At 59.0% G+C, this 21,322-nt stretch carries 23 protein-coding genes (1 of these 23 running past the window's edge); 6 read left to right on the top strand and 17 right to left on the bottom strand.

Annotated features, from left to right (window positions below; all coding sequences use genetic code 11):
• The 6 genes in view from WBR25_RS20785 to WBR25_RS20810 are tightly spaced (at most 2 nt apart) and all read right to left on the bottom strand, a layout consistent with a single transcriptional unit that may run on beyond the window.
• Positions 1 to 815, bottom strand: the 5' portion of a protein-coding gene (locus WBR25_RS20785) for a tetratricopeptide repeat protein (protein WP_479749134.1). Its footprint begins 364 nt before the window's first position; 815 of the gene's 1,179 nt are visible here — the first part of the coding sequence; its start codon is at positions 813 to 815; its stop codon lies beyond the left edge, outside the window.
• A gap of 2 nt (positions 816 to 817) precedes the next feature.
• Complete coding sequence (locus WBR25_RS20790) at positions 818 to 1,480, bottom strand: energy transducer TonB (RefSeq protein ID WP_005339371.1); 663 nt, start codon at positions 1,478 to 1,480, stop codon at positions 818 to 820.
• The gene (locus WBR25_RS20795) at positions 1,477 to 1,878 is read right to left on the bottom strand and encodes an ExbD/TolR family protein (protein ID WP_005339369.1); all 402 of its coding nucleotides are present in this window, start codon (positions 1,876 to 1,878) and stop codon (positions 1,477 to 1,479) included. The genes WBR25_RS20790 and WBR25_RS20795 overlap by 4 nt, the downstream gene beginning before the upstream one ends.
• A complete protein-coding gene (locus WBR25_RS20800; RefSeq protein ID WP_005339367.1) occupies positions 1,875 to 2,405 on the bottom strand; it encodes a MotA/TolQ/ExbB proton channel family protein in 531 nt (176 codons plus the stop codon). Before WBR25_RS20800 ends, WBR25_RS20795 begins: the two co-directional genes overlap by 4 nt.
• Positions 2,402 to 3,706 (bottom strand): MotA/TolQ/ExbB proton channel family protein, encoded by a 1,305-nt coding sequence (locus tag WBR25_RS20805; protein ID WP_479749136.1) that lies wholly within the window; start codon positions 3,704 to 3,706, stop codon positions 2,402 to 2,404. Before WBR25_RS20805 ends, WBR25_RS20800 begins: the two co-directional genes overlap by 4 nt.
• Positions 3,703 to 4,464 carry a DUF3450 domain-containing protein gene (locus WBR25_RS20810; RefSeq protein ID WP_005357258.1) on the bottom strand — a complete coding sequence of 254 codons (762 nt, stop codon included), beginning with the start codon at positions 4,462 to 4,464 and terminating at the stop codon, positions 3,703 to 3,705. The genes WBR25_RS20805 and WBR25_RS20810 overlap by 4 nt, the downstream gene beginning before the upstream one ends.
• A gap of 210 nt (positions 4,465 to 4,674) precedes the next feature.
• Here WBR25_RS20810 and WBR25_RS20815 point away from each other — a divergent pair, with 210 nt between their 5' ends.
• The gene (locus WBR25_RS20815; RefSeq protein WP_005357256.1) at positions 4,675 to 5,451 is read left to right on the top strand and encodes a helix-turn-helix transcriptional regulator; all 777 of its coding nucleotides are present in this window, start codon (positions 4,675 to 4,677) and stop codon (positions 5,449 to 5,451) included.
• Between the two features lie 59 nt (positions 5,452 to 5,510).
• Here WBR25_RS20815 and glmS read toward each other — a convergent pair whose 3' ends face one another.
• Positions 5,511 to 7,343 (bottom strand): glutamine--fructose-6-phosphate transaminase (isomerizing), encoded by a 1,833-nt coding sequence (gene glmS / locus WBR25_RS20820; RefSeq protein WP_479749138.1) that lies wholly within the window; start codon positions 7,341 to 7,343, stop codon positions 5,511 to 5,513.
• A 55-nt stretch (positions 7,344 to 7,398) separates the two neighbouring features.
• Complete coding sequence (locus tag WBR25_RS20825) at positions 7,399 to 8,172, bottom strand: DeoR/GlpR family DNA-binding transcription regulator (RefSeq protein ID WP_005355851.1); 774 nt, start codon at positions 8,170 to 8,172, stop codon at positions 7,399 to 7,401.
• Positions 8,173 to 8,294: 122 nt separating this feature from the next.
• Between WBR25_RS20825 and blrA the strand changes: the two genes are divergently transcribed.
• The 5 genes from blrA (at position 8,295) to creD (ending at position 13,301) form a co-directional block, all read left to right on the top strand.
• Positions 8,295 to 8,969 (top strand): beta-lactam response regulator transcription factor BlrA, encoded by a 675-nt coding sequence (blrA, locus tag WBR25_RS20830; protein WP_033138557.1) that lies wholly within the window; start codon positions 8,295 to 8,297, stop codon positions 8,967 to 8,969.
• Positions 8,966 to 10,387, top strand: coding sequence for a beta-lactam sensor histidine kinase BlrB (gene blrB, locus WBR25_RS20835; protein WP_479749140.1), 1,422 nt, complete (start codon positions 8,966 to 8,968; stop codon positions 10,385 to 10,387). Before blrA ends, blrB begins: the two co-directional genes overlap by 4 nt.
• Positions 10,388 to 10,467: 80 nt before the next feature.
• A complete protein-coding gene (gene blaOXA / locus WBR25_RS20840) occupies positions 10,468 to 11,262 on the top strand; it encodes an OXA-12 family class D beta-lactamase (protein WP_127008009.1) in 795 nt (264 codons plus the stop codon).
• Between the two features lie 83 nt (positions 11,263 to 11,345).
• Positions 11,346 to 11,825, top strand: a complete 480-nt coding sequence (locus tag WBR25_RS20845) for an Lcl C-terminal domain-containing protein (protein ID WP_127008007.1) — start codon at positions 11,346 to 11,348, stop codon at positions 11,823 to 11,825.
• A gap of 117 nt (positions 11,826 to 11,942) precedes the next feature.
• Entirely contained in the window at positions 11,943 to 13,301 is a 1,359-nt protein-coding gene (creD, locus tag WBR25_RS20850) for a cell envelope integrity protein CreD (protein WP_479749142.1), read from the top strand.
• Positions 13,302 to 13,372: 71 nt separating this feature from the next.
• On the opposite strand, the gene glmU is transcribed toward creD, so the two are convergent.
• From glmU to atpB, 9 genes are all read right to left on the bottom strand, one after another.
• The gene (gene glmU / locus WBR25_RS20855; RefSeq protein ID WP_479749143.1) at positions 13,373 to 14,734 is read right to left on the bottom strand and encodes a bifunctional UDP-N-acetylglucosamine diphosphorylase/glucosamine-1-phosphate N-acetyltransferase GlmU; all 1,362 of its coding nucleotides are present in this window, start codon (positions 14,732 to 14,734) and stop codon (positions 13,373 to 13,375) included.
• A gap of 91 nt (positions 14,735 to 14,825) precedes the next feature.
• A complete protein-coding gene (locus WBR25_RS20860) occupies positions 14,826 to 15,254 on the bottom strand; it encodes a F0F1 ATP synthase subunit epsilon (RefSeq protein ID WP_005339345.1) in 429 nt (142 codons plus the stop codon).
• An 18-nt stretch (positions 15,255 to 15,272) separates the two neighbouring features.
• Positions 15,273 to 16,661 carry a F0F1 ATP synthase subunit beta gene (gene atpD / locus WBR25_RS20865; protein WP_005339344.1) on the bottom strand — a complete coding sequence of 463 codons (1,389 nt, stop codon included), beginning with the start codon at positions 16,659 to 16,661 and terminating at the stop codon, positions 15,273 to 15,275.
• Positions 16,662 to 16,694: 33 nt separating this feature from the next.
• On the bottom strand, positions 16,695 to 17,561 hold the full coding sequence (gene atpG, locus WBR25_RS20870; protein ID WP_005339343.1) for a F0F1 ATP synthase subunit gamma: 867 nt from the start codon (positions 17,559 to 17,561) through the stop codon (positions 16,695 to 16,697).
• 43 nt (positions 17,562 to 17,604) lie between these two features.
• Positions 17,605 to 19,146 carry a F0F1 ATP synthase subunit alpha gene (gene atpA / locus WBR25_RS20875; protein WP_005339342.1) on the bottom strand — a complete coding sequence of 514 codons (1,542 nt, stop codon included), beginning with the start codon at positions 19,144 to 19,146 and terminating at the stop codon, positions 17,605 to 17,607.
• Between the two features lie 15 nt (positions 19,147 to 19,161).
• The gene (gene atpH, locus WBR25_RS20880) at positions 19,162 to 19,695 is read right to left on the bottom strand and encodes a F0F1 ATP synthase subunit delta (RefSeq protein ID WP_005339341.1); all 534 of its coding nucleotides are present in this window, start codon (positions 19,693 to 19,695) and stop codon (positions 19,162 to 19,164) included.
• Positions 19,696 to 19,708: 13 nt separating this feature from the next.
• Entirely contained in the window at positions 19,709 to 20,179 is a 471-nt protein-coding gene (gene atpF, locus WBR25_RS20885; RefSeq protein WP_005339336.1) for a F0F1 ATP synthase subunit B, read from the bottom strand.
• Between the two features lie 54 nt (positions 20,180 to 20,233).
• Entirely contained in the window at positions 20,234 to 20,476 is a 243-nt protein-coding gene (gene atpE / locus WBR25_RS20890; RefSeq protein ID WP_005307205.1) for a F0F1 ATP synthase subunit C, read from the bottom strand.
• Positions 20,477 to 20,534: 58 nt separating this feature from the next.
• Positions 20,535 to 21,317 (bottom strand): F0F1 ATP synthase subunit A, encoded by a 783-nt coding sequence (atpB, locus tag WBR25_RS20895; RefSeq protein ID WP_005339335.1) that lies wholly within the window; start codon positions 21,315 to 21,317, stop codon positions 20,535 to 20,537.
• Positions 21,318 to 21,322: the final 5 nt, after the last annotated feature.

The raw sequence follows: 21,322 nt of genomic DNA on the forward strand, positions 1-21,322 counted from the left end.
CGGTTTTCAGCACTTTGCTTCATCTGTCCCTTGGCCATGGCCGCTTCCAGCAGACGGGCTCCACGATAAGGCAGCCCTTGCCAGGCATAGAGACGGATCAGCTGATTGCGGGCAGACGCATCATCCATCAGTTTTCTGTCAATAGCTGTTTGCAACAGAGCCAACGCCTGATCGCCACGTTTGGCGGAGAGGCTGAGCGATACCGCCTGTTGCCACCATTTGCTCTCTTTGGGTTCGTGGCTGATCAACTCGGCCGCCTGATCGGCCGCCACGCCATAACGTTGCTGAGCGGTGAGGGCGGAGAGACGAATAATGGCGGCCTGCTTCTGCCAACCCTTCTTCAACAACTGTTCGCTCTGGCTGGCGGCGTCACCGTACTGCTTGTTGTGGTAATAGAGGCCGGCCAGACGCAGGCGCAGTGCATCGTCTTGTTTGAGTGCCAGTGCCGCCTTGTAGCTGGCGATGGCGCCAGACCAGTTGGATTGCTGGGCCTGAATATCGCCGCGCAGTCGCAACAGCTGGAGCTGTTGCTGCTCGGGCCACTCTTTATAGGCAAGAGCCTGTTCGACATAACGGCTCGCCTGGGCGGTCTGTTGCAGATTGGCCGCCAGCGAGGCTTGCAACTGCGCCAGCCAGGCACGCTCGGCATCGCTATTTGGCTTGAGGCCGGATGCCTTGCTCTGGGCTTGTTGCCACTGACCGGACTGATAGAGCTTCATCACGGGTTCAAGCTGACGGGAGAAGTGAGGGCTGACCTCCATCGCCAGACAGGCTTGGCCGACCAGGGCCAGCAGACAGATCCAGATCCGCAACATAGTTATGACTCCAGTTTGAATTTGAGCGTGATGACTTGCACCAGCTTGTCGGTGGCGCCCGGTCTCGGCTGATAGCGCCACTTGTTGATCGCCTGAATGGCCGCCCGCTCGAACTGACGCTTGGGTTTGGCCTCGACCACTTCCACATCCTGCACGCCACCTTCGGCATTCACGCTAAAGCGCAGGGTGACGAATCCTTCGATCCCTGACTGCTGGGCACGATAGGGGTAGACCGGCTCGATCCGTTGCAGCGGCATCAGCATGTCACCTGCGCCGATACCCGCCCCCTGCTGCTGGCCGTGGTAGTTGCCACTCAATACCGGTGCGGTACTGGTCGCCACTCCGGGGGCATAGACCTGCACCGCGCTGAGGCTGGAAACCAGATCCAGACTCGGCTCAACGGCCGCCAAGGGGGCCGCGGCAGGCATCGGCAGCGGTGTCGAGGCCAATGCCGCGGGAGGCTCTGGCAGAGGCTCGGGTTCCTGCGGTACCGGACGCTCGCGCACCTGCACCTCGGTCACCTCGTTCTGCATATTGATGACGATGGGCTTCTGCTCGCTCGCCACCTTTTCGCCTCGGGGCGGTTCAACCAGGGTGGCCATGAACAGCAGGATACCCAGACTGAGGGCAATCCCCAGCCCCAGGCTCATCAGCTTGTATTTCATTTCGGCGCCACCGCCACAGCGATATTGGCGATGCCTGCCGCCTTGGCCTCATCCATCACCCGCACCACCTTGCCATGGGGCACTCGCTCGTCGGCCTGGATCACCAGGCTGGCATCGGGCTGCTCCGCCAGCAGGCGGGCGATGGTGGCCTGTACCCGCTCCACATCGATCTGCTTGCGGTCGAGGAAGATCTGACCCTGAGCCCCGATCGCCAGCATGATGCTGGAGGATTTCTGCGCCTTGGCCTGACTGGCCTGGGGTCTGTGTACCTCGAGCCCGGCTTCGCGCACAAAGGAGGTGGTGACAATAAAGAAGATCAGCATGATGAACACGATATCCAGCATGGGGGTCATGTCGATCTGCACTTCGTCACGCTGGCGTTTGGATTGCCGTCTCATTGCATTACCTTCTCTTCTCGCAGGCCGTCCCTGGTCTTGGCCAGCGCACGCTTGGCCTGACTCTCGAGCCGACTGAGTAACAACACGCCGGAGAGGGCCACCACCATGCCTGCCATGGTGGGGATGGTGGCGCGGGAGATCCCGCCCGCCATGCTCTCCGGGTTAAAGCGGTTGGCCGCAGCCAACGCATCGAATACGCCGATCATGCCGGTCACAGTGCCCAGCAGCCCCAGCATGGGGCAGAGCACCACCAGGGTGCGGATGAAGATCAGATGACGGTTCAGTTCCAGCTCCGCCTGCGCCAGCCAGCGGCTGCGGATCGCCCGGGCGTGCCAACTGTGGCGCTCGCTGCGGGCCTGCCAGCGGCCGAGCAGCTGTTGCTGCAAGGGGCCAAAACCCAGATTGAGGTAGAGCAACCGCTCGATCATCAAAATCCACATCAGCACCAGCAGGGCCAGAATGACCCAGAGCACAGGGCCGCCACGGCCCATGAAACTCTGCAGCTGTTGCCAGATGTCGAGCATCATGCTGCTCGCTCCATCCCGCCGTTATTGCTCTCGGCGCGCTCGGCCAGAATGCCGGCTACCTGCTGCTCCAGCACATTGGAGAGCTCGGTGAAGCGCGATTGCAGCAGGCTGTGGGCCAGGATCAGCGGAATGGCCGCAACCAGACCCTGTACCGTGGTAACCAGCGCCATGGAGATGCCGCCCGCCATGATCTTGGGATCGCCGGTGCCAAACTGGGTGATGGCCTGGAAGGTGCCGATCATCCCGGTTACGGTACCGAGCAGACCCAGCATGGGGGCGATGGCCGCGATCACCTTGACCATGCCGATGCCGCGCTCAAGGCGGGGCGTCTCTTGCAGGATCGCCTCATCAAGCCGAAGCTCGAGGGTCTCCATGCTCAGATCGGGGTGTTTGTCCGCCACTGTCAGCACCCGACCGAGGGCGTTGTCGGCGTGATACTCGCCGTTCTTAAGCTGGCGACGCACCCGTGATAGCTCGCGGGAGAGGTGCCACAGCCGTACCGCCGCAATCCCCAAGCCGATGGCGGCCAGCAGCACGATAATGGCACCAACCTGACCACCTTGTTGTACCTGCTGCCAGAAGGTGGGGGCCTGCGCCAGCATCGCCAGCAGAGTGCCATGAGAAGGATCCAGCGGCAGCGCTTCCCCTTCCTGACCCTGATAAGCCGCAACGGCAGAGAGCACGCTACCGGGCAGACCCAGTACCGGGCTCAAGCCTTCGGCGGTCGGTTGCAGGAAGCCTTCGCTCCCCAGCAGGGCAAAACTGCCAACCCGGGTCAGCGACTGCTCGCTGGCAGCCCCCTGGGCATCGAGCACCTTGCCGTTGAACTGAGCAATCCGGCCAGATTCGCGGATCTCCTGCAGCAGCGTGGCGGGCAGCAGGGCGAGAGCGGCACGATCCGGCACCTGTTTATCCTGTGCCATGGCTTTCAGCGGGGCGAGACGTTCCGGGTACTGGCCCTCAACGGCGGATTCGCTCAGCAGCTTGACCGCATCGCTGGCGCCCTGACGGGTGACCGCGAAGATCTCGTTCATGTCGCCGGAGGCTTGCTCCCACTGGGCGTTGAGCTCGACCAGCCGCTTCTCGTTGCTGGCGAACTTGCCGGCCAGCTCCTTGCTCAGGCGCTGGGCCTCGGCCAGTCTGGCGCGGGCAGTGCCGAGCTCCCTGGCAACGGTCGCCAGATCTTGCTGAGCCTGCTGTTCACGAGCCTGTTCCTGCTGCTGCCACTCATCGGCGACAGCGGCGTTGGTACCGCAGGAGAGAGCAATAAGGAGGGGGAACCACTTCATGGTGACTCTCATGATTGGGCCTCCTGACTACGGCTGACAGAGAGGGGGACATTGAGCAACTGGGGAACTTTCTTGTCGGCGGCCACATCCATCGCCTCGGCGATGGGGGAGAGCCACTGGCTATCGAGGGCTTGCCACTGCTTCGCCTCGGCAGACCAGCGCCATGCCTGACTGCGATCGGCCGTCATTGCCAGCAGGGAGACCCGACCCAGCGCCAGCACATCGACTCGACGCGGAGCACCATCCAGCTCCAGCTCGGCGGAATAGCTGTCCATCCGGCTGCCGTACTCGGCTTCAATCTGATAGGCCTGCAGCAGCTGACGGAATTTCTCTGCCTCGCTAACGTCTGCGCGAGCCAGGGTCGCTTTTAACTGTTCAACCCGCGCCAGCCGATCTTCCTTGCGCAGCGGGATGTCGTTTTGCACCAGCTGTTCCAGATCTGCCTGCATCTGCAACATCAGCGGGATCAAGCCCTGACGGGTCTCTTGCACCGCTTCCAGCTGTTGGCTCAATTTACCCAGCTCATTTTGCTGATCGGCCACCAGAGATTGCATGTAGCGGTTGTAGGCTTCGAGGTCGCGCAGTTGCAGCTGGGCATTTTGCAGCTCCAGTCGTGCGGCAACAGCGGCATCGGCGGCTTTTTCCACCCGCTGCTGGGAGGCTTTCCCAGCAGCTATGCTGTTCTTGAGGGCGGGAGCAACCAGCTCATCCCCGATGGCAGCAAAGTGGACTGACAGTGGCAGCAGGGCCACACCCCATAATTTGTTCATTGAAATACATCTTACTAATGATAACTATTATCATTATCTCAAATGCAGGGCGGACTGGCAACGAGAGGATTTTCTTGGCCTTTATGCACAAAAACAGGATAATTTTTAAGCACGCACGGAATAAGTGGCGCCAATAGCCACAGCACAAATATAAATAACGATAAAAAATCTTTTCGATCAGTGTGATAGAGATCGAAAAAGGAGAAAGTAATGCTCAACGATGCGATCTGGGAACATATCGACAAGTTCACCAAGGCAACAAAAACCAGCGATATCCAGCAACTGCTGGAGCGCTTCAGTCATCAAATGGGCTTCGATTACTTTCGGCTGCTGATTATTTTCCCCATCAGCATGCAAAAATCCCACGTGGCACTGTTCAACAACTGTCCGACCACCTGGTTTGACGCCTATAGCGAAAACCAGTATCTGACCCAGGATCCGGTGGTCTATCTGGGGCTGAAACAGACCCAGCCGATCTTCTGGAACAAGCTCGACTGCGACTCGCCCTGGCTGCCCAGCGCCAGCCGCGACGTGATGAACCTGGCCGCCGATTTCGGGGTACGCAATGGCGTCTCCTTTCCGCTGCACACCCCGCAGGGGGAGCACGGCATCCTCTCTTTCATCACCAAGGAGAAATCCAACTCCGATCTGATGTTTGAAAATGTTCCGCTGCTGTCGTTCTGTGCCAGCTACATCTTCAACTCCGCACTGCAACTGATCAAAAGCAGACCGGATATGATGAAATACCTGACCGAACTGTCGGATCGGGAGAAGGAGTGCCTGTTCTGGGCCAGCGAGGGCAAGACCTCCTGGGAGATCGCCACCATCCTCGGCATCAGTGAGCGGACGGTCAACTTTCACCTGACCCAGGTGACCAACAAGACCGACTCAAAGAACCGCAGTCAGGCCATCGCCAAAGGGATCACCAGCGGCATCATAGTGCCCTCCCTCGACGAGGTCACCATCACCAACCTGCGGCTGTCGTAACTCCTCAGCCGAAACAAAAAGAGCCGCAATTGCGGCTCTTTTTCATTTGAGAGAGTGATTTACTCGACGGTCACCGATTTTGCCAAGTTTCGCGGCTGGTCGACGTCGGTGCCCTTGATCAGGGCAACGTGGTAGGAGAGCAGCTGCAGCGGCACGGTATAGACGATGGGGGCGATCACCTCTTCCACATGGTTGAGGTTCATGACCCGCATGGTCTCGTCGCTCTTGAAGCCAGTATCGGCATCGGCGAACACGTAAAGGATACCGCCACGGGCGCGCACCTCTTCCACGTTGGACTTGAGCTTCTCCAGCAGATCGTTGTTCGGCGCCACCACAATGATGGGCATCTCGGCATCGATCAGCGCCAGCGGGCCGTGCTTCAGTTCGCCAGCGGCGTAAGCTTCGGCGTGGATGTAGGAGATCTCTTTGAGCTTGAGCGCCCCCTCCATGGCGATGGGGTACTGGCTGCCACGGCCGAGGAACAGGCTGTGCTGCTTGTCGGCAAACTCTTCGGCCAGGGTTTCGATATCCTTGGCCAGCGCCAGACTCTCTTTAATACGCAGCGGCAGGGCTTGCAGCGCCTTGACCAGTTCGGCTTCGGCGGCGGCGCTCAGGTGGCCACGGCAGTGACCGACCGAGGCCACCAGCATCAACAGGCCAGCCAGCTGGGTGGTGAACGCCTTGGTGGAGGCTACGCCGATCTCGGCACCGGCACGGGTCATAAAGGCCAGATCCGATTCACGCACCAGCGAGGAGCCCGGCACGTTGCAGATGGCCAGCGAGCTCATGTAGCCGGATTCCTTGGCCAGACGCAGCGCCGCCAGGGTATCGGCGGTCTCGCCGCTCTGGGAGAGGGTCACCAGCAGGCTGTTGGGGCGCACTACCGATTTGCGATAGCGGAACTCGGAGGCGATCTCCACATCGCAGGAGACGCCAGCGATCTCTTCGAACCAGTAGCGAGCCACCATGCCGGAGTGATAGGAGGTGCCGCAGGCGACGATCTGCACGTGCTCGACCTTGTCAAAGATGGCGCGCGCACCGTTGCCGAACGATTCGACCACCACGTGATCGCTGCCCAGACGCCCTTCCAGGGTGTTGGTGATCGCTTTGGGTTGCTCGTGGATCTCCTTGAGCATGTAGTGACGGTATTCACCCTTGTCACCGGCATCGTGGGAGAGTTCGGACTCCTGCTCTTCACGCACCACGGCGTTGCCGTTGGTATCGAAGATGTACACGTCGCGGCGGGTCACTTCGGCCACATCACCCTCTTCCAGGAAGATGAAACGGCGGGTCACCGGCAGCAGCGCCATCTGGTCGGAGGCGATAAAGTTCTCGCCGATACCGCGGCCGATCACCAGCGGTGAACCAGAGCGGGCCACCACCACGCGGCTGTCGTCGCGGCTATCCATCACCACGGTACCGTAGGCACCGCGCAGCTGCTTCACCGCAGTCTGCATGGCGGCCAGCAGGCTGCCGGCGCTCTTCAGCTCATGATGGACCAGATGGGCAATCACTTCGGTGTCAGTGTCGGAGCTGAACACATAGCCCAGCGCCTTCAACTCTTCCCGCAGCTCTTCGTGGTTCTCGATAATGCCGTTGTGCACCACCACGATATGCTCGGAGACGTGGGGGTGGGCGTTGCGCTCGGAGGGCTCGCCGTGAGTGGCCCAGCGGGTATGGGCAATGCCGGTACCACCGTGAACGGACTGCTCGTCGAGCGCCTTGGCCAGCTCGGCCACCTTGCCCAGACGGCGAACCCGCTGCAACGGCTGGTTGGCGTTGAACACGGCCACACCGGCTGAGTCATAACCGCGGTACTCCAGACGGCGCAGGCCCTCTACCAGAATTTCAGCCACATCACGTTGGGCAACAGCCCCGACGATGCCACACATACACTTCTCCTTGAGATGCAAATCGTAAAGTCAATTGGATGGTTCAGAGCTCGTGTCAGCAAGTGACCGGGGCGCAGATAAGCGTCACCCCCTGGGCTTGAATCTGTTCTCTGGCCTCGCTGGCCAGCCCCTCGTCGGTTACCAGGGTATGGATGCTCGACCAGGGAAGTTCGAGATTGGGGATCTTGCGGCCGATCTTTTCCGATTCGACCATCACAATGACCTCCCGCGACACCTCTGCCATGACCCGCGACAGGCCCACCAGCTCGTTGAAGGTGGTGGTGCCACGCTCCGGGTCGATGCCGTCGGCACCGATAAAGAGCTGGTCGAAGTCGTAGGAGCGCAGCACCTGTTCCGCCACCTGCCCCTGGAAGGATTCGGAGTGAGGGTCCCAAGTGCCACCGGTCATTAACAAGGTAGGCTCATTTTCCAGCTCGCGCAGGGCTCCGGCCACATTGAGGGAGTTGGTCATCACGATGAGGCCGCGCTTGTTGCCCAGCATGGGGATCATGGCGCTGGTGGTGCTGCCGCTGTCGATGATGACGCGGTTGTGATCACGCAGCCGCTCGGCCGCCGCACGGGCAATGGCTAACTTTCGGTTCGAAACTTGTTCAGGGTTGACCTCGACCACCATCTCGCTCGGCAAAGGGACGGCGCCACCGTAACGACGCAGCAGCAGACCGCCGGTCTCCAGTACAGCCAGATCTTTACGGATGGTCACTTCGGAGGTAGAAAAGTGTTTGGCGAGGGCGTCGACACTCACTTCACCCTGCTCTTGTACCAGGGTCACTATGGTGTGGCGGCGTTGTTGAGTATTACGTTTAGTCATTTTTAAGTTTCGATTCGAAAGAACATCGAAATATTAGCCCCTTTTTCGGAAAAATAAAACAGCAAATAGGATCCGATTTGGTTCGATGCCAGAATGGGGTGCCAATTTGCGACGAGGATGCCATGCAAAAGAGAGTCATCTGGCTGGTGGAGGATGAGGCCAGCATCGCCGACACCCTGATTTACGCCCTGCAGACCGACGGGTTCGAGGTGGAGTGGTTCATGCTGGGCCAGCAGTTGCTGACACGACTGGAACAGACGCGACCCGACTTCCTGATCCTCGATGTGGGGCTGCCCGACATCAGCGGCTTTGAACTCTGCAAGCAGGTGAGGGCGCTGACCGATATCCCCCTGATGTTCCTCACCGCCCGCAGCGAGGAGATAGACCGACTGATCGGGCTGGAGATCGGTGCCGACGACTATGTGGCCAAACCCTTCTCGCCACGGGAAGTGTGTGCCCGGGTGCGGGTCATCCTGCGCCGCAGCCAGCCCGTCGCCCCCCAGCCCAGCGCCCTGCTGGTGCTGGATGAGGAACGGGCCCGCATCCATTTTCGCGGCCAGCCGCTGGCCCTCACCCGCTACGAATATCTGCTGCTCAAGACCCTGATGCAGGCGCCGGGCCGGGTCTACTCCCGCCAGCAGCTGATGGATCTGGTGTGGCAGGATGCGGAGGAGAGTCTGGATCGCACCGTCGATACCCACATCAAGACCATCCGCGCCAAGCTGCGCGAACATGATCCAGAAGCCAACCTGATCCTCACCCATCGCGGGCTGGGCTACAGCCTGGAGCTGGCATGAGACTCGGACTGCAACTGCTGTGCGGCCTGCTGCTGATCTTCGCGCTGGCCGCCTGGTTCGTGCTGGAGATCTTCGTCGAGGAGATCAAACCGGGAGTGCGCAGCGCCACCGAGGATACTCTGGTAGACATGACCCAGCTGCTGGCACCGCTGGCGCTCGATGATCTGAAAGAGGGCAATATGATGAACGGGCGGTTGGCCAGCGCCTTCGCCCGCCTCAACCAGAATCCCATCAATGCGATGATCGATGGCCACCTCAAGCAGCAGGCGGAGTACCGCATCTATGTCACTGACCAGAAGGGTATGGTGATTTACGACTCCGACGGCACGGATCTGGGCAAGGACTATTCCCGCTGGAACGATGTCTACCGCACTCTGCGCGGCCAGTATGGCGCCCGCAGCACCCGCACCGATCCCGATGATGCCGCCAGCTCGACCATGTATGTGGCGGCACCGCTGCGGGAAGGGGCCGAGATCATCGGCTCCCTCACCGTCGCCAAACCCAACCGCACCCTGATGCCTGCCATCGAGCGCGGGGAACAGGAGCTGCTGCGGGCCGGCGGCCAGATGCTGCTCATCTCGCTGCTGATCGGCAGCCTGCTGGTGTGGTGGCTAAACCGCGCCATCGGCAAGCTGGTGCACTATGCCGACTCGGTCAGCAAGGGGGAGGCGGCACCGCTGCCGCAGTTGCACACCGTCGAGCTGGATCGGCTCGGCCGCTCACTGGAGACCATGCGCCACCAGCTCGATGGCAAAAGCTACATCGAAGCCTATGTTCACAGCCTGACCCACGAGCTGAAGAGCCCGCTGGCCGCCATTCGCGGGGCAGGGGAGATTTTGGCCGAAACGCCGCCCCCCGAAATTGCCAAACGCTTTATCGGCAACATCAATCTGGAAACCGCCCGCATGCAGCAGCTGATCGAGCGAATGCTGCAACTCGCGCGGCTGGAGTCGGGGCAGGGGCTGGATCGCCAGTCGGTGGAACCGGCAAAACTGGGCAAGCGCACCCTCGACGCCCGCCAGATCATTGCCCAGCGCCGTCAGGTCGAGTTGATGGCCGAGCTGGCCAGCGCGCCGAAACAGAAGTGGGATCCGCTGCTGGTGGAGCAGGCCATCGGCAACCTGCTGGATAATGCCATCGACTTCTCTCCCGCCTACGGGCTGGTCACCCTGAGCGGCAGCCAGCAGGAGGAGGGCTACTGTTTTCGGGTCACCGACTGCGGCCCCGGCATTCCCGACTACGCCCTGCCGCGCATCTTCGAGCGCTTCTACTCCCTGCCGCGCCCGGACAAGGGCAAGAGCAGTGGTCTCGGGCTCAGCTTCGCCCATGAGGTGGCCCACCAGCATGGCGGCCGTCTGACCCTGAGCAACCGGCCGGAAGGAGGCGCGCTGGCGGAACTCTGGCTGCCGTTCGCCTAGTCCCCCCGCAACTTCACATTCCCCACACAAAGCGGCATTAGACTGCCGCTTTCTCTCATCCATTTGCTCAAGGAAATGCTATGTCCCGCCTGCTTCTCTCCAGCCTGCTGGCTGCCGGTCTGCTCGCAGCCCTGCCTGCCTCCGCCGCCAGCGGCTGCTTTCTCTATGCTGACGGCAACGGCCAGACCCTATCCAGCGAAGGGGACTGCTCCAGCCAGCTGCCGCCCGCGTCCACCTTCAAGATCCCGCTGGCGCTGATGGGTTACGACAGTGGCTATCTGGTGGATGAAGAGCATCCGGCACTGCCTTACAAACCGAGCTATGACGGCTGGCTGCCCGCCTGGCGTGAAACCACCACCCCGCGCCGCTGGGAAACCTACTCGGTGGTCTGGTTCTCCCAGCAGATCACCGAATGGCTGGGGATGGAGCGCTTCCAGCAATACGTCGACCGCTTCGACTACGGCAATCGGGATCTCTCCGGTAATCCGGGCAAACATGACGGCCTGACCCAGGCCTGGCTCAGCACCAGCCTCGCCATCAGTCCGGAGGAGCAGGCTCGCTTCCTCGGCAAGATGCTCAGCGGCAAGCTGCCGGTCTCGGCGCAGACCCTGCAGTACACCGCCAATATCCTCAAGGTGAGCGAGATCGACGGCTGGCAGATCCACGGCAAAACCGGCATGGGCTACCCGAAGAAGCTGGATGGCAGCCTCAACCGCGATCAGCAGATTGGCTGGTTCGTCGGCTGGGCCAGCAAACCGGGCAAACAGCTGATCTTCGTCCATACCGTGGTGCAAAAGCCCGGCAAGCAGTTCGCCTCCCTCAAGGCGAAAGAAGAGGTACTGGCTGCCCTGCCTGCACAACTTAAAAAGCAGTGAGCTCGCTTCCCGCCAGATAAACCCCGATAACCACGGTCAGCCCACCAGCGACGGGCTGACCGCCATTCGTAAACGAGACAAACATGAAATTATTTCTATTGCTGCTCTGGCTTCCGGCCAGCATGGCGCTGGCTGCCTGTGATCTCTCCGACCGCCTGACGCGGCAGGGAGAAGTCATCCATGATCGGCTAAACCAGCTCGAATGGCAGGCGTGCAGCCTGGGCAGCGAGTGGCAGGAGGGGAAAGGGTGCGTGGGCACACCGGCCCTGCTGACGCTGCTTGAAGCCAAAGAGGAAGCTGCCCGCCTTGGCGAGGGGTGGCGACTCCCCACCATCGAGGAGCTCTTCACCCTGCTCGACGAAAATTGCCGGGCGCCGATGACAGACCCGCGCTTCTTCTCCGATATCCATGACAACGGGGAAAATTCAGCCCCCTACTGGACCTCCAGCTCCATTGAGGAGATGCCGGAACTGGTCTACTACATCGACTTTATGCACGGGCTGATCGACGGCCACACCGATCGTTTCGCACAAGCCGCCCGACTGGTGCGCTCCCGCCCCTGAACAATCCCACGGCGCCTGATGGCGCCGTTTTTCAACAGTTCACCGTCACTTCACACAAGCCCATCACCACTTCATGCCGGACTGACAGACTCACTCCATCCAACAAGGAGACGTGTCATGGTAAAACAGATATTCACCCACAAGATCTTTCTGCTGCTGTTGCTCAGCCTGTTGTTGATGGTGCCGGTGCAATCCATCATGGAGCTCAACCGGGAGCGTCAGGCTTACCGCAATCAGGCCATTCACAGCATCATGGCCAGCAGCAGCGGCCCGCAACGACTGATGGGGCCCATTATCGTGCAGCCCTATACCCGTTCGGTGACGGTCGAGCAGGAGGGCAAGCGCTTCGTCCGTCAGGAGCAGATCTACCGCTACCTGCTGCCGGAGCAACTGGATATCAGGGCCAACATGGAGGTGACCCCGCGCAAGCTGGGCATCTATCAGGCGCAGGTCTATCAGACCCGGCTCTCCCTCTCCGGCCGCCTGCCAACCCGGCAGAGTCTGCTGAATGACGCGACCTCACCGCTCGGTGAAACGGCCGAGCTGGTGGCGGGCAAACCCTACCTGAGCCTGGTGCTCTCCGATGCCCGCGGTATCAACAGCGTCCCCGAACTGCAACTCGGCACACAGCGGATCCCGTTTGCCCCCGGCGCCCGCCTCGGTGATGCGCTCGCGGGTATCCATGCCCCAATCGACAGCCTGCCGCAGCAGGATGGCACCTTTCATCTGGAGCTCAATCTACAGGGGATGAACGCCCTCGACATAGTGCCGCTGGGCAAGGAGAGCACCCTGCAGCTGGCGGGCAACTGGCCCCACCCCAACTTTATCGGTGACTTTCTGCCGGGCAGTCGCACCCTGAGCCCGCAAGGGTTTGAGGCCAACTGGCAAACCAGCTGGTTCGCCAGCGACATGGAGACCCGTTTCAACCGGATGATGAACGGTGGCGATAGCAATCTCTCCACCTTCAGCGTCAGTCTGGTGCAGCCGGTGGATCACTATCAGCTCAACGAACGGGCAGCCAAATATGCCCTGCTGTTTATCGGCCTCACCTTTATCAGCTTCTTCATGTTCGAGCTGCTCAAGGGGCTGCGGGTTCACCCGATCCAGTACGCGCTGGTGGGCATGGGGCTGGCCATCTTCTATCTGGTACTGCTGGCCCTGACCGAACACCTCGGCTTTGGGTGGGCCTATCTGGTAGCCGCGCTGGCCAGCGTACTGCTCAACGGTTTCTACCTCAGTCATGTGCTGGGTGGCCTGAAACAGGGGATCGGCTTCGCTGCGCTGCTCGGGCTGGTCTATGCCATCCTCTACAGCCTGCTGCAGGCCGAAGAGATCGCCCTGCTGCTCGGTGCCGTGCTGTTGTTCGCCACTCTGGCACTGATCATGATGCTGACCCGCAAGCTCGACTGGTATCAGGTGATGGACTACAGCGCACCCGCGACCACATGGGCGGCCCCCCCAGTCATCGACCAGTGACACCAACCATCAGTCATAAGCCCAAAAAAACCGGCGCCATCAGGCGCCGGTTCTATTTTATTGATCGGGCATCACTTCTTCTTGACCGGACGAGCCCAGTTTTTGATGTGACGCTGGGGCACCCGGGTGATCACCAACTCGTTCTCGGCCACATCCTTGGTGATGGTAGAACCCGCCCCCAGAGTCGCCCCCTTGCCGATGCGCACTGGCGCCACCAGCTGGGTATCGGAACCGACAAACACATCATCCTCGATGATGGTCTGGAATTTGTTCACCCCGTCGTAGTTGCAGGTGATGGTACCGGCACCGATATTCACCCCGGCTCCGATCTCGGCATCACCCAGATAGGTCAGATGACCGCACTTGGAACCAACCCCCAGACGGGCCTTCTTCATCTCGACGAAGTTGCCAACGTGGGCATCCTGCTCCAGCACGGCACCCGGGCGCAGACGGGCAAACGGGCCGACCGAGCACTGATCCGCCACCTGAGCCCCTTCAACGATGGAGTAGGGCTTCACTTCGGTGTGATCGCCAATGACACAATCCTTCAGCACGGCACCGGCACCGATACGGACGTGGTTGCCGAGAGTTACCTTGCCTTCGATGATGACGTTGACGTCGATCACCACCTCTTCACCGATCTCGAGGGTTCCGCGCAGATCAAAGCGGGCAGGGTCAATCAGGGTGGCACCGGCGATCATCAGCTTCTCGGCCTGCATCTGCTGATAGCTGCGCTCAAGTTGGGCCAATTGCACCCGATTGTTGGCCCCTTCAACTTCAGCGGCACGCTCTGGATGCACGGCGGCAATCGGGCAATTATCGCTGTGAGCCATGGCGATCACATCCGTCAGATAGAACTCGCCCTGGGCGTTTTTGTTGTCGAGACGAGACAACCATTGACGCAACTGGCCCCCATTGGCCACCAGCACGCCGGTATTCACCTCTCGGATCGCCAGCTGTTCGGCATTGGCATCCTTCTGCTCGACGATACCGACCACCTGACCGTTTTCACGGACGATACGGCCATAACCGGTGGGGTTGTCCAGTACCACGGTCAGCAGTGCCATCCCGTTTTCAGCCTTGGCAGCCAGCAGTCGCTGCAGAGTCTCTGGCTGGATCAGCGGGGTATCGCCGTAGAGCACCAGCACATCGTCTTCATCCTTCCAGAACGGGATGGCTTGGGCGACGGCGTGACCAGTCCCCAGCTGCTGAGCTTGCAGCACCCAGTTCACACCGGCCGCCACAATCCGCTCTTTCAGCAGTTCAGCACCGTGGCCATAAACCAGATGCAGCTGCTCGGCACCGACCTGACGTGCAGTATCGATCACATGGGAAACCATAGGTTTGTTGGCTACCGGGTGGAGTACCTTGGGCAGGGAAGAGCGCATGCGGGTACCTTTACCCGCAGCCAGGATCACGACGTTGAGGGACATAAATTGGCCTTTGGAACATGAGAAATACTCGGCGGAGTCTATCCAACGGGTAAAAAAAGCGACCCGAAGGTCGCTTTTTACATCACCGTTATTAGCGGTAATTCTTTTTGACGATATCGATGACTCGCAGTTGAGCCATAGCCTTGGCCAGCTCGGTGGCGGCCTGGGCGTAGTCGATATCACCATGGGAGCTGTGGATCCGCTCTTCGGCTGCGCGCTTGGCTTCCTGGGCTTTCGCCTCATCCAAGTCGTCAGCACGAATCGCGGTGTCCGCCAGCACGGTCACGGATTCAGGTTGTACTTCCAGCATACCGCCGGAGATGTACAGCACCTCTTCAGTTCCGTTCTGCTTCACCAAGCGGACCAGGCCCGGCTTGATGGCAGTCAGCAACGGAGCATGACCGTGGCGGAGACCCAACTCACCTTCGGAGCCTGATACCTGAGCGGATTGCACGCGACCGGAAAACAGTTTTCCTTCGGCGCTCACCACGTCCAGGTGAAAGGAGATCATCTCTGCCATGGGCCCTCCTGTCGAGGCTTACAGTTTCTTGGATTTCTCGACGACTTCGTCGATACCGCCAACCATGTAGAACGCCTGCTCGGGCAGATCGTCATACTCGCCTTTAAGGATGCCCTGGAAACCACGGATGGTCTCTTTCAGCGGCACGTATTTACCCGGAGAACCGGTAAACACTTCTGCTACGAAGAACGGCTGGGACAGGAAACGCTCGATCTTACGGGCACGGGCTACGGTCAGTTTGTCTTCTTCTGACAGTTCATCCATACCCAGGATGGCGATGATATCCTTCAGCTCTTTGTAGCGCTGCAGTACGGTCTGAACGCCACGAGCGGTCTCGTAGTGCTCTTTGCCAACCACCAGCGGATCCAGCTGACGAGAGGTAGAGTCCAGCGGGTCAACGGCCGGGTAGATACCCAGTGCCGCGATTTGACGGGACAGTACGACGGTCGCATCCAGGTGGGCGAAGGTGGTCGCCGGAGACGGGTCAGTCAAGTCATCCGCAGGCACGTAAACGGCCTGTACGGAGGTGATGGAACCGGTCTTGGTGGAGGTGATACGTTCTTGCAGAACACCCATCTCCTCGGCCAGGGTCGGCTGGTAACCTACTGCGGAAGGCATACGGCCCAGCAGTGCGGATACTTCAGTACCGGCCAGGGTGTAACGGTAGATGTTGTCCACGAAGAACAGCACGTCACGACCCTCGTCACGGAACTTCTCGGCCATGGTCAGGCCGGTCAGCGCAACGCGCAGACGGTTTCCGGGCGGCTCGTTCATCTGACCGTAAACCAGAGATACTTTGTCCAGTACGTTGGACTCCATCATCTCGTGGTAGAAGTCGTTACCCTCACGGGTACGCTCACCAACACCGGCGAACACAGAGTAACCACTGTGCTCGATCGCGATGTTACGGATCAGCTCCATCATGTTTACGGTTTTGCCTACACCGGCACCACCGAACAGACCAACCTTACCACCCTTGGCGAACGGGCATACCAGGTCGATAACCTTGATGCCGGTCTCCAGCAGATCGTTGCTGTTGGACTGATCTTCGTAGCTGGGGGCAGCGCGGTGGATAGACCAGCACTCTTCTTCACCGATCGGACCTTTTTCGTCGATTGGCTCGCCCAGTACGTTCATGATCCGACCCAGAGTCGCAGTACCGACCGGAACCTGGATGGATTTACCGCTATTCACTACTTCCAACCCACGACGCAGACCGTCGGAGGAGCCCATGGTGATGCAACGAACGACGCCGCCACCGATCTGTTGCTGAACTTCCAGCACCAGACCCTGGCCTTGACCTTCGCTAACGACCTTCAGTGCATCGTACACCTGGGGCACGGCATTCTGCGGGAACTCGATGTCCACCACAGCGCCGATGATTTGGACGATGAAACCGTTACTCATGTCAAATCCTCTAAACCTTTGATAACCCTTGCCTTACACCGCAGCAGCACCGGATACGATCTCTGTCAGCTCCTGGGTAATACTGGCCTGACGGGCCTTGTTGTATACCAGTTGCAGATCGTTAATCAGGTTACCGGCGTTGTCAGTCGCGGCTTGCATGGCAACCATTCGGGCTGCCTGTTCACTTGCCAAGTTTTCCACTACACCCTGGTAAACCTGAGATTCGACATAGCGAACCAGCAGGGTATCCAGCAGCTTCTTGGGATCCGGCTCATAGAGGTAATCCCAGTGGTGTTTCTTGGCGAGCTTGCTGTCTTCAGTTACGGGCAAAGGCAGCAGTTGATCGACCCGTGGTTGCTGCACCATGGTGTTGACGAACTTGTTGTACACCAGATACAGCTTGTCAATCTCACCGTTGTCGTAAGCCTTCAGCATGACCTTGACTGAACCAATCAGGTCATTGACGCTCGGACTATCGCCCAGTCCTGCGACATGAGCTTTAACCTTGGCGCCGTGCCGTTCAAAGAAGTTGGAGGCCTTGTTACCGATCAGTGCCAGGTCAACCTTGGCACCTTTCGCGCTCCATTGCTTCATATCATTGAGGGCAGCCTTGAACAGGTTGATGTTCAGACCACCACACAGGCCACGGTCGGTGGAGACGACGATGTAACCCACTCGCTTGACCTCACGTTCGATGAGGTAGGGGTGCTTGTATTCCAAGTTCCCCTGAGCGATATGGCCGATCACCTTGCGCATGGTTTCAGCGTACGGACGGCTGGCAGACATGCGTTCCTGCGCACGGCGCATTTTGCTTGCTGCCACCATTTCCATAGCGCCGGTGATCTTCTGAGTGTTTTTCACACTCCCGATCTTGTTACGTATCTCTTTTGCGCCGGCCATCTCTTACTCTCCATCAAGTGGCAGCTCACGCTGCCACACACGCTTACCAGGTCTGGGTTGCTTTGAAGCTATCCAGCAACGCAGTCAGCTTGCCAACGATCGCGTCGTTGTAGTCGGCTTTGGCATTGATTTCAGCCATCAGCTCGGCATGCTGGGTATTGGCGTAAGAGAGCAGAGCGGCTTCGAAGTCGACGATCTTGTTCAGCTCGACATCGGAGAGATAGCCTTTCTCGGCGGCGAACAGCACCAGAGACTGGTGAGCCACGCTCAGCGGAGAGTACTGCTTCTGCTTCATCAGCTCGGTCACTTTCACACCGTGATCCAGCTGCTTGCGAGTCGCCTCGTCCAGATCGGAAGAGAACTGGGCGAAGGCCGCCAGTTCGCGATACTGGGCCAGCGCGGTACGGATACCACCGGACAGCTTCTTGACGATCTTGGTCTGAGCAGCACCACCTACACGGGATACGGAGATACCCGGGTCAACCGCCGGACGAATACCGGAGTTGAACAGCTGTGAAGTCAGGAAGATCTGACCATCGGTGATGGAGATCACGTTGGTCGGAACGAACGCAGATACGTCACCCGCCTGGGTTTCGATGATTGGCAGTGCGGTCAAAGAACCGGTTTTGCCTTTCACTTCACCCTTGGTGAACTTCTCTACGTACTCGGCGTTAACGCGAGCAGCACGCTCCAGCAGACGGGAGTGCAGATAGAAAACGTCACCCGGGTAAGCTTCACGTCCTGGCGGACGGCGCAGCAGCAGGGAGATCTGGCGATAAGCTACGGCCTGCTTGGACAGGTCATCATAGATGATCAGCGCGTCTTCACCGCGGTCACGGAAGTACTCACCCATGGAGCAACCGGCATACGGAGCCAGGTACTGCAGAGCAGCCGCTTCGGAGGCAGAGGCAACCACCACGATGGTGTTGGCCAGGGCGCCGTGCTCTTCCAGCTTGCGCACCACGTTGGCGATGGTGGAGGCCTTCTGGCCAATCGCAACGTAGACACACTTAATGCCGGAATCTTTCTGGTTGATGATGGTGTCGATCGCGATGGCGGTCTTACCAACCTGACGGTCACCGATGATCAGCTCACGCTGGCCACGACCGATTGGGATCATGGCATCGATGGCTTTCAGACCGGTCTGGACCGGCTGGTCAACAGACTTACGCTCGATAACGCCCGGTGCGATCACTTCGATCGGCGAGAAGCCGTCGTTGTCGATCGGACCTTTACCGTCGATCGGCTGACCCAGGGTGTTCAACACCCGGCCCAACAGACCACGACCTACCGGCACTTCCAGAATACGGCCAGTACCTTTTACTTTCATTCCTTCTGACAGACCGTCATAGGAACCCATAATCACCGCACCGACGGAGTCACGCTCCAGGTTCAATGCCAGAGCGTAGCGGTTGCCCGGCAGCTCGATCATCTCACCCTGCATGGCATCAGCCAGGCCGTGAATACGAATGATACCGTCGCTCACAGAGACGATAGTACCTTCGTTACGCGCTTCGCTCTTTACATCAAACTGCGCAATGCGCTGCTTGATCAGCTCGGCGATTTCAGTGGAATTCAGTTGCATGCTCTAATACCCCAATCAAGATTGCAGCGCGTCAGCCATGCGATCCAGCTTACCGCGGACTGTGCCGTCGATTACCAGATCACCGGCCTTGATGAGCACCCCGGCCATCAAGGACGCATCGATGCTGCAATTCAGCTTCACTTTGCGCGCGAGACGTTGTTCCAGAGAAGCCTGAATATTGGCTTTCTGCTGGTCGGTCAGTTCGATCGCCGAAATCACGTCAGCCTGAACCTCTTTATCCAGTTCAGCTTTGAACGCTACAAATTCAGCAACGACCGCCGGCAGCACACCCAAGCGACCATTCTCGGCCATCACCCGGATCAGGTTCTGGCCATGCACGTCGAGTTGCTCACCGCAGACACCGACAAACAGCGTTGCCAGCTCTTCGGCGGCCACAGAGCCGTTTACCAGGTTGTGCATGGTCTCGTTTTCCACTACTTGCGCAGCGAAACCGAGCATACCCAGCCACTGGTCAACCGCCTTGTGCTCAACGGCAAACTCGAAAGCAGCCTTGGCGTAGGGGCGAGCGATTGTAGTCAGTTCAGACATAGCCCCGTTCCCGTTACAGTTCTGCTACCAGTTTGTCGACGATGTCGCTGTTGGCAGCCTGGTCGATTTGACGCGCCAGGATCTTCTCTGCACCAGCAATGGCAAGAGCAGCAACCTGCTTACGCAGTTCTTCTTTGGCACGATGACGTTCAGCTTCGATCTCGGCACGGCCCTGAGCCAGGATTTTTTCCCGCTCAGACTGGGCACCAGCGGCAGCTTCATCAATGATCTGGGCTTTACGTTTGTTAGCCTGCTCAATGATTTCAGCAGCCTGCAGCTTGGCTTCTTTCAGCTGATCGGTGGCGTTGGCCTTGGCCAAATCCAGATCTTTCTTGGCACGCTCGGCAGAAGAGAGACCGTCAGCAATAGCTTTCTGACGGGCTTCGATGGCAGCAATCAGCGGCGGCCATACGTACTTCATGCAAAACACTACGAAGAAGAAAAAAGCAATTGCTTGGCCGAGGAGGGTGGCATTGATATTCACAGCCGATGTCCTCTTAAGTTAGTTAATGGGTTATGCCTGGAGAGTCGTAACGACTTAGCCAGCAACCGCAAACATCACGTACAGACCCAGACCAACGGCGATCATCGGGATCGCATCCACCAGACCCATTACGATGAAGAACTGGGTACGCAGAACAGGGATCAGATCCGGTTGACGAGCAGCACCTTCCAGGAACTTGCCACCCAGGATACCGATACCGATGGAAGCGCCGATAGCAGCCAGACCCATCATCATTGCAGCAGCGATGTACAGCAGGTCCATGTTCAAGTTTTCCATGAGGATCTCCAGTTATTTAGATGTAATTGATTGTATAAAAAGGATTATTTGAGTTGCATCAACCATGGTCTTCCTGCGCCATCGACAGATAGACGATGGTCAGAACCATGAAAATGAATGCCTGCAATGTGATGATCAGGATGTGGAAAATTGCCCAAGGCACGGACAGGATCCACTGTGACCACCAGGGTAACAAACCAGCAATCAGGATAAAGATCAGTTCGCCAGCATACATGTTGCCGAACAGTCGAAGACCCAGAGAAACAGGTTTGGAAATCAGCGTAACAGTTTCCAGGATGAGGTTAACCGGGATGGCCGCCGGGTGGTTGAAAGGCTGAAGCGTCAGCTCCTTCACAAACCCGCCGATACCCTTGACCTTGATGCTGTAATACAGGATCAAGAAGAACACGCCCAAAGCCATGGACATGGTGATGTTAACGTCAGCAGAGGGAACCACACGCAGATAGGGAATACCCATCAATTGTGCAGCGTGAGGGATAAAGTCAACGGGGATCAGATCCATGAAGTTCATCAGGAAGATCCACACAAACACCGTCAGCCCCAAAGGTGCGATGACCTTGTTGCGACCGTGAAAGATGTCTTTGACGTTACCATTCACAAACTCGACCAGCATCTCCACAAAGCACTGCAGTTTACCCGGCACCCCGCTGGTAGCGTTAACGGCTACTTTGCGGAACAGCAGGATAAACAGGGCGCCTAGCACGACGGAAAATACCATTGAGTCGATATTGACCGTCCAGAACCCGGACCCGACTTGAAGGTGGGTCAGGTGGTGGGAGATATATCCCTGAGGAGTCAGGACTTCTCCGGTTGCAGACATGAGTT

The organism is Aeromonas sp. MTB (assembly GCF_056632455.1).

Coding starts and splice junctions, on each gene's coding strand:
- atpA (WP_005339342.1), bottom strand. CDS start 19,146: ATGCAACTGAATTCCACTGAAATCGCCGAGCTGATCAAGCAGCGCATT.
- creD (WP_479749142.1), top strand. CDS start 11,943: ATGGTAAAACAGATATTCACCCACAAGATCTTTCTGCTGCTGTTGCTC.
- glmU (WP_479749143.1), bottom strand. CDS start 14,734: ATGTCCCTCAACGTCGTGATCCTGGCTGCGGGTAAAGGTACCCGCATG.
- WBR25_RS20845 (WP_127008007.1), top strand. CDS start 11,346: ATGAAATTATTTCTATTGCTGCTCTGGCTTCCGGCCAGCATGGCGCTG.
- WBR25_RS20790 (WP_005339371.1), bottom strand. CDS start 1,480: ATGAAATACAAGCTGATGAGCCTGGGGCTGGGGATTGCCCTCAGTCTG.
- atpE (WP_005307205.1), bottom strand. CDS start 20,476: ATGGAAAACTTGAACATGGACCTGCTGTACATCGCTGCTGCAATGATG.
- atpG (WP_005339343.1), bottom strand. CDS start 17,561: ATGGCCGGCGCAAAAGAGATACGTAACAAGATCGGGAGTGTGAAAAAC.
- WBR25_RS20805 (WP_479749136.1), bottom strand. CDS start 3,706: ATGAGAGTCACCATGAAGTGGTTCCCCCTCCTTATTGCTCTCTCCTGC.
- glmS (WP_479749138.1), bottom strand. CDS start 7,343: ATGTGTGGCATCGTCGGGGCTGTTGCCCAACGTGATGTGGCTGAAATT.
- blrB (WP_479749140.1), top strand. CDS start 8,966: ATGAGACTCGGACTGCAACTGCTGTGCGGCCTGCTGCTGATCTTCGCG.
- WBR25_RS20795 (WP_005339369.1), bottom strand. CDS start 1,878: ATGAGACGGCAATCCAAACGCCAGCGTGACGAAGTGCAGATCGACATG.
- WBR25_RS20800 (WP_005339367.1), bottom strand. CDS start 2,405: ATGATGCTCGACATCTGGCAACAGCTGCAGAGTTTCATGGGCCGTGGC.
- blaOXA (WP_127008009.1), top strand. CDS start 10,468: ATGTCCCGCCTGCTTCTCTCCAGCCTGCTGGCTGCCGGTCTGCTCGCA.
- WBR25_RS20825 (WP_005355851.1), bottom strand. CDS start 8,172: ATGACTAAACGTAATACTCAACAACGCCGCCACACCATAGTGACCCTG.
- WBR25_RS20815 (WP_005357256.1), top strand. CDS start 4,675: ATGCTCAACGATGCGATCTGGGAACATATCGACAAGTTCACCAAGGCA.
- blrA (WP_033138557.1), top strand. CDS start 8,295: ATGCAAAAGAGAGTCATCTGGCTGGTGGAGGATGAGGCCAGCATCGCC.
- WBR25_RS20810 (WP_005357258.1), bottom strand. CDS start 4,464: ATGAACAAATTATGGGGTGTGGCCCTGCTGCCACTGTCAGTCCACTTT.
- atpB (WP_005339335.1), bottom strand. CDS start 21,317: ATGTCTGCAACCGGAGAAGTCCTGACTCCTCAGGGATATATCTCCCAC.
- WBR25_RS20860 (WP_005339345.1), bottom strand. CDS start 15,254: ATGGCAGAGATGATCTCCTTTCACCTGGACGTGGTGAGCGCCGAAGGA.
- atpH (WP_005339341.1), bottom strand. CDS start 19,695: ATGTCTGAACTGACTACAATCGCTCGCCCCTACGCCAAGGCTGCTTTC.
- atpD (WP_005339344.1), bottom strand. CDS start 16,661: ATGAGTAACGGTTTCATCGTCCAAATCATCGGCGCTGTGGTGGACATC.